At 30.5% G+C, this 13,783-nt stretch carries 10 protein-coding genes and 1 pseudogene; 1 reads left to right on the forward strand and 10 read right to left on the reverse strand.

Annotated elements, in window-relative coordinates; genetic code table 11:
* Nucleotides 1–96: 96 nt before the first annotated feature.
* Together DDD_RS18290 and DDD_RS00680 are read right to left on the reverse strand one after the other, a co-directional pair.
* Nucleotides 97–309 carry an outer membrane beta-barrel protein gene (locus DDD_RS18290; RefSeq protein ID WP_015360766.1) on the reverse strand — a complete coding sequence of 71 codons (213 nt, stop codon included), beginning with the start codon at nucleotides 307–309 and terminating at the stop codon, nucleotides 97–99.
* A 19-nt stretch (nucleotides 310–328) separates the two neighbouring features.
* Nucleotides 329–778, reverse strand: coding sequence for an outer membrane beta-barrel protein (locus DDD_RS00680; RefSeq protein ID WP_015360767.1), 450 nt, complete (start codon nucleotides 776–778; stop codon nucleotides 329–331).
* Between the two features lie 658 nt (nucleotides 779–1,436).
* On the opposite strand from DDD_RS00680, the gene DDD_RS00685 reads away from it, so the two are divergent.
* Nucleotides 1,437–2,582: a glycosyltransferase family 9 protein gene (locus DDD_RS00685; protein WP_015360769.1), complete on the forward strand. Its 1,146-nt coding sequence runs from the start codon at nucleotides 1,437–1,439 to the stop codon at nucleotides 2,580–2,582.
* Nucleotides 2,583–2,611: 29 nt separating this feature from the next.
* Here the strand turns inward: DDD_RS00685 and DDD_RS00690 are convergent, their stop codons facing one another.
* The 8 genes and pseudogenes from DDD_RS00690 to DDD_RS18175 form a co-directional block, all read right to left on the reverse strand.
* Nucleotides 2,612–3,319 (reverse strand): 4'-phosphopantetheinyl transferase family protein, encoded by a 708-nt coding sequence (locus DDD_RS00690; protein ID WP_015360770.1) that lies wholly within the window; start codon nucleotides 3,317–3,319, stop codon nucleotides 2,612–2,614.
* Nucleotides 3,288–3,959, reverse strand: coding sequence for a thioesterase II family protein (locus DDD_RS00695; protein WP_015360771.1), 672 nt, complete (start codon nucleotides 3,957–3,959; stop codon nucleotides 3,288–3,290). Before DDD_RS00695 ends, DDD_RS00690 begins: the two co-directional genes overlap by 32 nt.
* Before the next feature lie 361 nt (nucleotides 3,960–4,320).
* Entirely contained in the window at nucleotides 4,321–6,627 is a 2,307-nt protein-coding gene (locus DDD_RS00705) for a penicillin acylase family protein (RefSeq protein WP_015360773.1), read from the reverse strand.
* Complete coding sequence (locus DDD_RS00710; protein WP_041566814.1) at nucleotides 6,627–8,270, reverse strand: cyclic peptide export ABC transporter; 1,644 nt, start codon at nucleotides 8,268–8,270, stop codon at nucleotides 6,627–6,629. Before DDD_RS00710 ends, DDD_RS00705 begins: the two co-directional genes overlap by 1 nt.
* Before the next feature lie 106 nt (nucleotides 8,271–8,376).
* The gene (locus tag DDD_RS00715) at nucleotides 8,377–10,773 is read right to left on the reverse strand and encodes an ABC transporter permease (RefSeq protein ID WP_015360775.1); all 2,397 of its coding nucleotides are present in this window, start codon (nucleotides 10,771–10,773) and stop codon (nucleotides 8,377–8,379) included.
* A gap of 72 nt (nucleotides 10,774–10,845) precedes the next feature.
* Nucleotides 10,846–11,523: an ABC transporter ATP-binding protein gene (locus DDD_RS00720; RefSeq protein WP_015360776.1), complete on the reverse strand. Its 678-nt coding sequence runs from the start codon at nucleotides 11,521–11,523 to the stop codon at nucleotides 10,846–10,848.
* A gap of 29 nt (nucleotides 11,524–11,552) precedes the next feature.
* Nucleotides 11,553–12,803 carry an efflux RND transporter periplasmic adaptor subunit gene (locus DDD_RS00725; RefSeq protein ID WP_041566815.1) on the reverse strand — a complete coding sequence of 417 codons (1,251 nt, stop codon included), beginning with the start codon at nucleotides 12,801–12,803 and terminating at the stop codon, nucleotides 11,553–11,555.
* Nucleotides 12,804–12,973: 170 nt separating this feature from the next.
* Nucleotides 12,974–13,783, reverse strand: a pseudogene (locus tag DDD_RS18175) (ISL3 family transposase).

Consider the following 13,783-nt stretch of genomic DNA (forward strand, 5'->3'; position numbering starts at 1 on the left):
ATCTATTAAAATTTAAAATTATTTCTTGCAAACTGATCTGATTAGGATGTACCTTAAATTGATAAGGTTTTAATTAATTATTTCAAAATAATCATATTAATTCCCTTTTTTACCTCTGTGCTGTTTTTGATTAAATCTATAGGTGAGAGACAAGTTTATTTGACGAACTCGATATTGTAATTCTAAATCACTTGTAAAATCTGAGCCAAATGTGGTCACTAAGCGTTTATTGGAATTGAAAGAATCTCTAACATTAAAAGCTATAGATCCATTACCTTTAAAAATATCATTACTAATACCAATATTCATCTCATAAACCTCTTTTCGTCTATATTGACCTGTTTCTATTTGACCTCGATAATAATTTTGTATTGTATCTTCTAGAGACTAATAAACCATCACCATCAAAACTTGCTCCTCTAAACGAACCTCTTTGTCTAAATCTATTTAAAACGAGTTCTCCATACATATGCCACCAGTTAAAAGGTTTATATGAAACACGTAATTCTGTGCCATAAGCAGTATAATTCCCAATATTTGCAATTGTAGATGCAAAGATATCTTGAGTTTCACTACCAATAGTTATCTGTTGTTTTTCTAGAAAAAATAACATCTCATTAGCAGTATTTCTATAAAATAATTTATGGTATAGGCAAAATTTATTAGAAATCTTAATTGTATAACTTAGCTCTGTGGCTACTACAGAAGACGGATTAATATCTGTATTTCCTATAAAAATATTTCGCTCATCTGTAAAGGTAGAAAAAGACACTATCATTCAACTTCTAGGACGGTTTACACGTCTAGAGGCTGAAAAATTGAATTTTGCTTTTTTCATCAAACACATAATTTAAAAATACAGATGGAAACCAATCTATATAATTCTTAATTATTACTAAAAATATTTGCTTGAGAAGATATATCTATGCCTGATATTTCTGTTCGTAAGCCTAAGTTAACAGATAGTTTCTCAAACTTCTTAGATAGCTAATAATAAAAAGCATAAACTTTTTCATAATAATCGGTTTTATCTGTAAATTCGGTTACTATAAATGACGTGTTTTTAAATTGCCTTTTTATTGAAAAATGATTCATCAATAGATAATAACCCAATAAAGCTGAACCTAGCCAAATTCAATTAAAAGTTAATATAGCATAAGACATGAACTGGCAAGATGTGGATTTCATTAATGGTAGCAGATGTTATATAAATAAAGGGAGTGGTAATGAAATAAAAGTTATAATGTTGAATATATTTATTTGTTACGTTTAAGGTAAAACGGATTGACATTGAAGATATTCATAATGAGATTGGAAAGTATTTTCTAAAAATGTATTTTTAGATTTCTGAATAATGTCCTAGGAATGAACATTATTCTACTAAAACGGATTAATTATAAACTATGTCACCTAAGTTAGGTAATAAATTTATTTAAATGAAGTATTCGCAGATTACATATAATTCAACTTTAAGACAAATCAATGATATCAATAATGGTATAAATAGAGGAGCTCCAAAAGTACTTATTAATTATAAAGCTCAGAAATATTTTATAGGTGACTCTGTAGTATTTTTAACTTATTTAAAACTAATTCGTAATTATTTTTTTAATTCCAAAATAACTATTAATCTTCATCATCGGATTGACATTGCTATACTACAGCATAATCCATATGTTGATGAGCGCATTTCTGAGAATCTCAGTTCCCTGAATTTTATTGATTATGATTTAATTATTGCAGTAGGAAGTGATAAAGACTTGTTTACAGAAATAGTAAATAATTACAGTAGTGAATTACAAATCGGTAACTTTAAGACGGGTGTATTTTCACTTACTGATTATTTAAAGTTTGATGAAGAAGAATATAGCGGTATACCAAACTATCATAAATTATTTAACTTTATTAGGCAAGAGCAAAATAATATATCCTTAAAAAAGGAAATATTTATTTTAGACGAAGAAATAGAATGGGCAGATGAATGGTTAAGACAAAATGGTGTTAAACCTCATGAAAAAGTAATAATTATTATAGATAGTGCTTCTTTAAAAGAGAAATTGTTAACAATAGAAGTCCATTTTAAAATGATTGAATTTTTTCTAGAAAATGAATCGAATAAATTATTAGTTTTTGATGAAAATGGTATAGGGAAATTGCTATTTTATAATGAATGGCTTGGTGCTAAATATAGGGATAGATTAATTTTTGCTAATGAACTTAAATTTAGACATGAATTAAGCCTGCTATCTAGTAATTATGTGAAATTTGTGTTTGGCCCATGTACTGGTATTATGCATTGCGCCTCTGCAATACATAATGTTTTAGCCATGAAATATAAAAACACAAAAGAGCGACCAGGTATTATGGTATATGCAGGAGAAGATGCTGCAAAAAATCAACACAAATCTCAATGGTGGAGTGATGATGAAGAAGCTAAATGCTGTGTTTTGAAATATGTTGATAATAATAGAAAAGAAATTCTATGGATTAATCCAAATGTAAAAGATTATCTTCTTTGTTCAGAATATACACCGAAATTATTACAAAATGCTATTAAAGATAGATTTCTGTCTGTATATTAAACTCCGTCAGAGAAATTAGCCTGTTCAATTTAAAATTTAATCTCTATCCAATTTATTTTACTTCCTTTTTTAGTATAAGCTAAGGAACAATAATATTTATTTATTTTATATGATTTTAAATAGTAATTATGTTCACCTTCATAAATCATATTCTTAGTTGTGTTAATGCTATCCAAAGGGATAGTAATTCCATTCCCAATGGCTTTAGTATATGCTTCTTTTCTTGTCCAGTATTTATAAAATAAATCAATGTCATTAGTCTGCATTATTTTGTTAAACTCATCATAATGAAGCACGTTTTTAAATCCTTTAACATCTAGGTTTTTTATTTTTTCAATATCAATTCCAATTTGAACATTAGATTTAGAAATAACACACAAAATTGTTTTATCTGAATGAGAAATGTTAAAATTAAAAGTTGAATCTTGCAAAAAGGGCTTATTGTTTTTGTCTCTTCTATAATCTTCAAATTTTAATTCCTCACTTTTTACTATGTTATAGGCAATATAGACTAATAATTTGCCGATTAGTGTATTGTGCTGGTCTTCCCATTTTACATATTTTTCAACTTCATCTTTTAAATCAGCCGAGAGTAAATTAATTAGAGTATCCCAATTTTCACTTTCAAATGGATTCTTATAAGAGGCTTTGAGGACAATAATATCTGAACTAAAAAATGACTTTTTACTATATTTATTAAAATCCTTAAATAAAATGGTTTGCGATAACTTGAGCATGATTGTGTATAAAAAAATGATTTCCTTTAAAAGGATAAAAATTTACTGTATTAGTTGTCTTTTTATTCCAGCCCAAATAGTCATCCTCTCCATCTAATTCTTCATCTCCATATAATACTTCGATTGGAATATCTAGCGTATGCATTCTTCCATGAAAATATTCTTCCACAGCCTTAAAGTCTGCCCTAATTATTGGCTCAAAAAATTCTCTTAAAGATGTCTCTTGCTGTATTTCTTCTGGAATACCGCCCAAACTTATTAGTTCATTCCAAAATTGTTCACTTGGATAACACCATATTTTTTCTTTTTTTTCGGGATAAAATGGCTTTCTACCTGACACAATGAGCTTGGATGGTTTCTTTAAACCTTTCTTTTGTATTTGATGACACATTAAAAAAGCTATTAAAGCTCCCATACTATGTCCATAAATAATATACGGCGTATCTTTAATAAAATTTAGAGTGCTTTGCCATAAATCATCTACTATACTATCTATAGATTCCATTGGTTTTTCTGAAATTCTCTCACCCCTACCAGCATATTCTAAAACTTTAAATTGAATTTTCTGATTAAGATTTGGCCTTAAAAAATCAAAAGAGTATTTATTCCCACCTGCAAAAGGAAAAGCTAAAACTTTCATCAAATTTATAATAAAGAGTTATTAAAAGTTAATTTTTGAAGCCTATATCCAAATGAAAACAAAATAGAAAAATTCAGTGTATTGAATAATATAAAAATTACTGGTATGATGAATGCTGGCATACCTAAATTTTCTGCAACATTATTCAAGTAGGAGATATTTTTATTGGTTATGCAATACAAAATCGTAAAAAATACTAGCTGAAGGATAAGTGCTTTTAAGAAAATCTTCTTGTCATTAAGAAACCACCCGCTGATAAAGCCTATTATTATTATAGATATTAACACATATGTGTAGTTTTCAAATATTATTTGAGGAATCAAGGCTATTGCAATTGGCAATATATTTTTAATGATATTCATTATTTAAAGTATATAGTAGTAGTAATATTTTTCAATTCCTCTGGATTTTCAACAAACTGAGTTTCCTTATAGTTGCCGTTTTTCCAACCATTAATCTGATCTGCATAGTTTTTTGAGTTTAATTTTCCACTTTGACCACCAGCCATAATTGTATAACCTTTAATATTATTAGCTTTCATCTTATATATGGACCTAAATGTAGGATGCGCAGAAGCATTCATATTAATAGTATTTTTATTACCGCCTGCATCCAATACTTTGTACTCAAATCCAGGTAAAAAAGAGATATTATTTATAATTACTTCACTAATACTATTATACGCTTTGTCGTTTTTATCATTTCCTTGAGCAAGCATTGAGTCTGTTTTTCTTAAAATATTATTTATAATCGTTTCTTTGTTGCTGTACTGGCCTTTAGTGGAAATTTCATGATCTAAATAATTTAAGAACGATTCCATAGATGGTGATTGCTGAACTCCCAGTTCTTGCTGAGCGAACCTCCGTGCCTCTATTTCTGTACTTCTTCTTAATATTTCATATATGTAAGCCTCTTTAGAATTACTTTTCATATTACCATCCCAGTTTAATATGGCCTCACCAATACTACTTATTTCTGGGTTTGACAATTGATCCAAAAACACTTCTTTTAAATGAAGGAAGGAAATATCCACCTCATCAAGCTGCATCACCATAAAATCCTCTACACTCCAATTGTTTTTATTATTCAAAATATTATCAATATGGTTTACTCTGTAGCTATCTTTGTGCCAATGAGCTCCAAAATAATAGTCATTTTGTATAGGAAGTTGGTTGGCAGAAAAAAGGTAGTTTTTCCTCGGATTACTGGTCTCCCATTGTTTTGTTATATATCCTTCACTTAATGGTTTTAAAGTACCATCAAGTAGACCTCCCTGAAAACCTTGAGGTCTTTTCGGTAATTTTCCGGCACATACAATACCAATGGTATCTCTTACATCAGCATAAATAAAATTTTGAGGAGGATAGTCATAAATTTTTAAGACATTCTTAAACTCATTAAATGATTTAGACTTCATTACATTAAATAGAGCCTTTATAGAATAGTTTTTAGAAGAGGGGTACCATTTCTGTGCATAATATGTACTATCTTCCTTAATAACCCGACCATGTATAGTGCTCTTTATATTGAAGACTTCTTTTTCTTTTCCTCTTACTTCAATACTATACTGTTTTTCTTGAAAAGGAATCCAGTTCCCTTGATAAAGATATAAACTATCATTTTTTGTTTTTAGCAAATAACGATCTGTTAAGTCCCATTCTCCATTGGTAATTCCCCAAGATATTGTAGTGTTATGACCGCTTATGACCACAGGGACACCTGGAATTGTATAGCCATAGGACTTTATTGTATTTCCAAATAAGCCAACTTCATAAAAAGCTCCTGGTAATGTAAGAAATAAGTGCGGGTCATTTACAATTAACGGCTCCTTTGTGTTTGATTTTAAGCTATTTACCACCCAATTATTACTTCCTATATCGGTATTGAATTTGGTAGTTGATACCAACAATCCATTTAATGCGACTTTTTCTAATTGAGACGGTTCTTTTAGAATTGAAACTTTGTTATTAGAGGGTAGAATTGTTTTCAATTCATCTGACCTTTGAGGATATAAAATATCCAAAATTTCGTTAGGAACTTTGTCTAATAATTCTTGACGTTCACCATGATAGTCAAAGTAGGCCAAGTTACTACTCATATACCATGCTGTCAAGAGGCTGTATTCAGGTTTCCACTTTTGCGGTTCTAAATTGAATATTTTATATAATGGATCATTAGTTCTATTTTTTTCTAAATATTTGTTAATTCCTTCACTGTAATTCAATAAATAGGAATATAATTCAGGTGAACTAGTTTTAAACTCTTCGAGAACTTCTTTAGCTTTACCATCAAATTCAAAGGGTCTCCAGAAATTATCCGAACCAAGAACACGTTCACCTAAAATTTCTGACAACTCTCCTTTAACCATTTTTATCATTAGTTCCATTTGGAAATAACGATCTTTAGCATGCATATAACCTAAACCATAAGCTATATCATTATCGTTTTCAGAATATATATATGGAATTCCATATGTATCAATTTTGATCATTAATTCTTTTACAGAACCAACCTCTGACTCCATATCACTGGAAGTATTCACCCCTAAAAGCCCAGATTTAAATGTTAATAAGCTTGCTATATCACTTATTGGGAAGAATGCATAGTTTGTAGCAAATATCCATAAAAGTGATATGGATAAGGCAACTGAAAGTCTACCAATTTTCATTATGTCAAAATATTATTTTTTGTTTGTAATGTGTTCTCGCTGTTAATCTCTTCTAATTTTCCATAATCCATTTTAAAAAGTCTATCAGCCTCTTGATAATAATTGTCATCATGAGTAATGGCAATTATCGTTTTGTTTTCTTCTTGTACTATTTTGTGGATAATTTCAGTATAGAACTTTTTTCTAAAATATGGGTCTTGATCTGCTGCCCACTCATCTAAAACTAAAATTGGTCGATCTTCTAACACCGCAACTATTAACGCTAGCCGTTTTCTTTGACCTGCCGAAAGGTCTAATGTAGAAAACTTTCCTTCTTTTATTTTTACTTTATCATGTAGTTCAAACAATTTTAATAAGGAACTTACTTTTTCTAGATCAAAATTCTTAATTCCATAGAAATCATCGAATAAATAAAAATCACTAAACACTGGAGAAAATAATTGACTGACTTTTTCTGATGATTCAGGTTCATCATCCTTAAAGTAAATAGATCCTTTATCAGGGGTGAATAAATTCAACAACATATAAATAAATGTAGTTTTACCTGCACCGTTTCCACCATAAACAAATATAATCTCATTTGCATTAATTGTTAAATCAAAGGGACCGACTTCGAACGAGGTGTCTAAATATTGATAAAAACAATTTTCAAATCTTACTTGTTTAAAAACCTTAGGAGAATCATTATTTGAGTTTAAATACGAATTATTAAATTCTTCATATTCTAACTTCTTCTTTAAATCTTTTAACTTATTATAAGAAATGAGCCCTTGATTTAAAGGGGGAATTGCAAGCATTATTGTTACTATAGGGCTAAATAAAAATAGTAATGCAAAAACAAAACTTATTGATGTTCCTAGTGAAACGTCAAAAAAATCTCCTACAAACAAAAGAATAAATATGACAATAATATAAAATAAAACTTGACTGATTAACTGACTATTTAAATAACCTATGTATGCTACAATATTTTTTTCTTTCCCTCTTTTCAATAAAGGATAAACTCCTTTACTAAAAATCTCTTCACCTTTTTCTCGATTTACTTTAATTTCTTTATTACCACTTAAAATTCCGTCAAATTGATGCATAAACTTTTGCTCTATAGCTCTTACATCGACAAAATGCTTATTCCCAGATTTTGAGACAAAATAATATCCCAGAAGGCCAATTGAAATAATAAACGCACTAATGATAAATAGAGGAACAGATAAATACCACAAATAAATGAATGAAGATATTGTTAATATTACAGACGAAGTAAAACTAATAATTACTAAAGACGCATTGGTAATATTAGCGACATCAGCAGTCAAAGCTGAGTATATTTCATCTTTCATATTTTTTACTTTAAGATATGGTGACACTATTATAGCTTTCACAACATACGATCTAATATCCCAAAATATAGTCTGAGAAATTTCTATAACCCCTTCTGATAACAATCTCTTCGTCATAAAAAATAATGCTATTATTAGAGCAAAAAATAGCATATAATTATGTTCTTTTGGCATAACCTCAGATATCGATAAACTAATAATTTGATTAACTAGAGCTATAAATAAAAAACTTGAAAAACCAGAAAGAATACCAATTATCGAATAAGTAATAATTAGTTTGTAGTTATTTTTATAGATATTTTCCATTACTAGAATATTGTCTGAAATTAGATTAGGAACAAATTTATATTAAAAGACTTTGTCAGCTAAAATTCTCATAGATTAAAATTTACTGTTTTCCCTTTCGATTTTATTATTCTGTTCTTAAACTCTTTATTGGGTCTGCCTTAGCTGCTTTTATAGCTTGAAAACTAGTTGTTATTAATGTAATTAGTATTGCCCCAAGACACGTAATAATAAATACATCCCAACCTATTGAAGTACGGTAGCTAAACTTTTGCAACCACTGATTCATTATATAGTAAGCAAAAGGTGAAGCAACAACCAAAGCAATAGTAACTAATATTAAAAAATCTTTTGATAATAACAGCCATAATCGACCAGTAGAAGCACCCAAGACCTTACGAATACCTATTTCCTTGGTGCGTTGTTCAGCAACAAACATTGCTAATCCGAATAATCCTAGGCAACTTATAAAAATGGCTAAGATTGTAAATACTCTTGCAAGATTAGCTATGCGTTCTTCCGCCCTAAATTTTTTACCATACTCTTCATCAACAAATTGATAATCGAATGGTGCATTTGGAAAATTCTCTTTAAAAACACCTTCAACAAGTGCTAAATTTTCACTTACATTCTTTCTAGGGTTTAACCTAAGATTATAAAAGCTTGCATGCCCAAACCTGTCAAAAACGTATATAGATTGCTTAACGGGCTCATAAGGCGATTGCATAATAATATCTTCAATTACTCCTATTATTTTTAGTGGAGGAGCAGGATTGTCTTCTCTAACGTCTCTTATAAATTTACCAACTGGATTTTTAATATTCATGTATTCAACAGCAGTTTTATTCAAAATCACACCTAAGGAATCTGTAGAAAATTCTCTTGAAAATCCTCGACCCTCAATAATTTTTGCTCCTAAAGCTTCTACAAAATCATATGATACTGCCATATATGCAAAGTCTTCTTGAAGTCCTTGTGGTTTACCATCCCAAGTATAGCCACCATTATTAGACCATACTTCTGTAGTTGGACTACTAGACGTTGCCATTTCCACAACTCCTCCAGAGGCGATAAATTGTGTTCGCATAACTGGTGCTTTTCCTAAAAACTGTTCACTCATCACCGGGATTTGGATTAAACCCTCTTTATTATATCCCGTTGGTCTGTCTTTACTATATTGAATTTGATTCATAACAACCAGAGTTCCAATAATTAATGCAATAGAAATTGTAAACTGAGTAACCACAAGTATCTTTCGAAGCAAAGAGGAGTTACGACCAGTCTTAAAAGTTCTTTTTAAAACTGAAACTGGATTGAATGATGACAAATATAAGGCAGGGTAACTCCCTGAAAATAAAGATGTTAAATATATAAAGAGTAATGCAATTAACCAAAAACCTAGATCCGTCCATGGAAATTCTATTGTTTTACTTGCTAGCGTATTAAACCCATTTAGTGATAATAAAACTATGCCTATAGCAAAGACAAAAGCTAGTAAAACGATAAGAAAAGACTCTGATAAAAATTGGAATATTAACTGTCTTCGCTGAGAACCAAGACATTTCCGTATACCAACTTCCGTAGCTCGCTTTTCTGAACGCGCTGTACTTAAATTAATAAAGTTAATACATGCCAACAATAAAATAAAAACTCCTATGATGCCGAATAACCAAACATTTTCAATACGACCGCCAACTTGCTTACCGTTTTCAAAATCACCTCTTAAATGCCAATCTTTCATAGGAAATAAAAACATCTGAGGGTTAAATTGAGCCAAATCAGGCGCTGCATTTTTCTTTACATCCTTAATCTTATATGTTACAGACTCCATGGTAGTATTTTCATTTATTTGAACAAGAAGTTGAAATGAATTATTGTCCCATTGGTCTTTGGCATTTTTTATCCAGTTTTGAGTTATTATATACTTCCATGGAATTAAGTATTCCATATCACTAAAAAAGTTACTCTCTGGAATATCTTTATATACACCAGTAACTATTAAATTATCTGCATCATCTATTCTTACAGTTTTTCCTATTGCATTAGTGTTTCCAAATAGAGTAGTTGCAGCAGATTGAGAGAGCATAATTGAATTTTTCTCTTTCAGTCCATTTTTAATTCCTTGAGTAATTTCTAGATCAAGCATATCTGGCGCACCCTCTTGCATAGCATTTCCTGTAATGAAAATATTTTTATCTCCAACCTTTAAATACCTGGGATACTCCCAAGATGCCATCACAATATGCTTAAAATTATCTGCATAGTTTTCGCGCAATGCAAACTCTAAAGGTCTAGGTATAGCAGGACTTGTTCCAATTTCCCCGTTATTTAATTGATGTTGAAATACTTGTGCAATCTTGTCCTTATTTTCAAAATAACTGTTATAACTTAATTCATCATAAACCCAAAGGCCTATAAGTATTGTAGCAGCCATACCAATAGCCAAACCAAAAATATTAATGAATGAAGATAAGCCGTTTTTGAGAAGGTTTCTAAATGCTGTTTTGAAATAACTTTTTAGCATATTTTGTAACTTTTGATTAATCTAAAATTGAGTATTGTCTATGTTTAAATACATCCTATTGATTGATAATTTTTAAGACAATATATTTTCGGCCACTTTTTGACCGTCTAACATTCTAATGATACGGTGACTATACTTAGCATCGTGCTCACTATGCGTTACCATGATTATTGTTGTACCAGCTTCAACAAGACTATTAAACAAATCCATAATTTCGTTACCATTAGTACTGTCCAAATTTCCTGTTGGCTCATCGGCTAGAATTAATTTGGGATTATTTACTACAGCCCTTGCAACGGCCACACGCTGTTGTTGTCCACCAGATAATTGTTGAGGAAAGTGATTTCTTCGGTGCATAATCTGCATTTTCTCTAATACTTCTTCTAAGCGTTTCTTTCGCTCTGCTGGTTTCACTCCTATATAAACTAAAGGTAGCTCTACGTTTTCAAAAACCGTGAGCTCATCAATAAGATTAAAGCTTTGAAACACAAAACCAATATTTTGTTTACGTAACATTGAACGCTTACGTTCGTTATAACCCGAAACTTCCTCACCATTGAATTTAAAACTTCCTCCATCAGGATCGTCCAATAAACCCACGATGTTGAGCAAGGTCGATTTGCCACATCCTGAAGGTCCCATTATAGCAACAAATTCACCTTCTCTAACTTCAAAAGAGAGTTTATTTAAAGCAATGGTCTGAACTTCTTTAGTTCTATAGAACTTTTCTAAATCTGCAATTTGTATCATTGTATTCATTATTTTTTTGATTGTATCTTTTATCTTAAAATCAGTTCTTCAATGTCTCCAAAAGATTCATAACTAGAAGTGATAACTTTGTCACCTGGATTCGATCCTTCTAAGACCTCATAGTATTCTGTATTTTGACTACCAAGTCTACTATTAACTTTATAAGCACTGGTACCATATTCACTGACCTTAAATATCCAATTGCCTCCGGTTTTTTGAAAAAATCCACCTTTTGCCACTAACAAAGCTTGTTTTTCCGCGCTCAAAGCCACACGAATTTGAAGATTTTGACCTCTTCGAATACCTTCTGGAGCTTCACCCTCAAACCTCATATCTACTTGGAAACGCCCATTAGTGACTTGGGTAAACACCTTCGTAATCTCTAAAGTATAGGTCTTACCGTTAAGTATAAATGTTCCTCTTTGACCATTATAAATTCTAGAGATATAATTTTCATCAATATCTACGCGTACTTTATAACCACTGGTCACATCTACCTGTCCTAATCGTATTCCTTTATTAATAGATTGTCCAATTTCGGCATCTAAAGAGGTTAGTTGGCCATCTATTGGTGCACGCACAACCAAGTCACCTACTTTTTTTCGCATTAGCTCCAAAGCACTTTGTGTTCTGGCATAAGAATCTCTTGCTTGATTAATCTCCAATCGTGATGAGATTGAATCTTCAGAAAGTACTTGTTGCGCTAGTTTCATTCGTTCTTTCTGATATTCGAAATTATTTTGAGAGGACTCGTAATCTTGTCTTGCTTTAACTCCTTTTTCATACAAACGTTTGTTTAAATTATAAACGCGCTCCGCTTCAATTAGACCATTTTCTATATCCGTAAATTGGTTCTGTCTATTAATGGTATTTTGACGGGCAGCATTCCCGGAAATCTGCATTTGCGTTAATAAATTATATACTGAAGTTTCTTGATTAATAAGGCTTAACTCTAAATCTGTATTCGATAAGCGCAAAATTGGCTCCCCTTTTTTGAGTATCTCACCATCTTCGACAAATTTTTCTTCAACACGTCCACCTTCTAGAGCATCTAAATAAATCGTGGTAATTGGCAATACAATAACATTTACCGGGATATTTTCTTGAAACACATCTTTAAAAACTGTATAAATTGAAATTCGTTTTTTTTGAACTTCTAATTTAGAACCACCAGAGGTTTGCAAGATCACATAAAAGATTAAGGCTATAATTGCCAAAACACCGGCTATTAGTCCTATTTTTTTTTCTAGAGATTTTTTTTTTTTGAAGTGGTACGTCAACTAATTTTTGATTAATAATTAATATTTATAATTTTTTCAGTATGATATCGAAATAGTTAAATAGTTTTCTTTATACATATCTATAGGCTACTTTATTCCTCTTTTCTATATTTCTATATTTCTATAAATATATAACTTTTATAAACATTTCTTAGAAAGATTATTTGGCTCTATATTAAATATAGAGGGTAATCGAATTTGAGCTTTCCACAATTAAAGTAAATCATATTGATAAAGTTCTTTACGTTCCTATAACCTTTAACTCTCTTTTTAGCTAGTTGTATTTTTGAGTTAAGACCTTCTAAGATCCCATTGTTAATCCTACTTTCTATATAATTTATGATTCCTGACCAGTGTGCTTTTATCGTATTAGCAGCTTTTATAAAGGATTGTATTTTAGACTCTTCTACCATGTCGCACCAAAAGGCTAAATAGCTTTCAGCTTCTTGCTTATCCTTAATTTCTCAAAATTCTGTAAAGAGTTGTTTAAGCCTATAAGCTTCTCCAAGACGTGGGTAATACTCTAGTAATAAATCTCTTTCCTCTTTTATTTTGGGTGTTAATTTACTTTTTAAAAGGGTGTATTTATGCCCTTTTAAAAAGTCATTACCTCGCCTTTCTAACTTTCTAACTTCGTCCATAGCCTTGTTAACTTCTTTTACAACATGGAATTTATCAAAGGTGATACTGGCATTGGGTAAATAGTTATTACAGCCTGATATAAAGGCTGGAGACATATCAATACAAACCAACTTTACAGCACTAATATTCACTCGTTTTTCTTCTAAGTAATCCACACTCTTTTTAATACAATCTGAGTCTTTTCCTTCACTTACATAAAGTACTCTTCTTTGCTTTAAATCAACCATAGTAGTGACATAGTTGTGACCTTTTTTAGTTGAAGTCTCATCAAAACCTATCTGTTCTAAGTCCTCTATTTCATCTGCTTTATGAGCTCTTGATATCCAATAATTAAACAC

It is taken from the genome of Nonlabens dokdonensis DSW-6, from assembly GCF_000332115.1.
In the GTDB taxonomy this organism is placed as follows: Bacteria; Bacteroidota; Bacteroidia; order Flavobacteriales; family Flavobacteriaceae; genus Nonlabens; species Nonlabens dokdonensis.

Excerpts from the sequence above, each read along its gene's own strand:
- DDD_RS00710 (WP_041566814.1), bottom strand. The coding sequence starts at position 8,270 with ATGGAAAATATCTATAAAAATAACTACAAACTAATTATTACTTATTCG.
- DDD_RS00720 (WP_015360776.1), bottom strand. The coding sequence starts at position 11,523 with ATGATACAAATTGCAGATTTAGAAAAGTTCTATAGAACTAAAGAAGTT.
- DDD_RS00705 (WP_015360773.1), bottom strand. The coding sequence starts at position 6,627 with ATGAAAATTGGTAGACTTTCAGTTGCCTTATCCATATCACTTTTATGG.
- DDD_RS00680 (WP_015360767.1), bottom strand. The coding sequence starts at position 778 with ATGATAGTGTCTTTTTCTACCTTTACAGATGAGCGAAATATTTTTATA.
- DDD_RS00685 (WP_015360769.1), top strand. The coding sequence starts at position 1,437 with ATGAAGTATTCGCAGATTACATATAATTCAACTTTAAGACAAATCAAT.
- DDD_RS00715 (WP_015360775.1), bottom strand. The coding sequence starts at position 10,773 with ATGCTAAAAAGTTATTTCAAAACAGCATTTAGAAACCTTCTCAAAAAC.
- DDD_RS00690 (WP_015360770.1), bottom strand. The coding sequence starts at position 3,319 with ATGCTCAAGTTATCGCAAACCATTTTATTTAAGGATTTTAATAAATAT.
- DDD_RS18290 (WP_015360766.1), bottom strand. The coding sequence starts at position 309 with ATGAATATTGGTATTAGTAATGATATTTTTAAAGGTAATGGATCTATA.
- DDD_RS00695 (WP_015360771.1), bottom strand. The coding sequence starts at position 3,959 with ATGAAAGTTTTAGCTTTTCCTTTTGCAGGTGGGAATAAATACTCTTTT.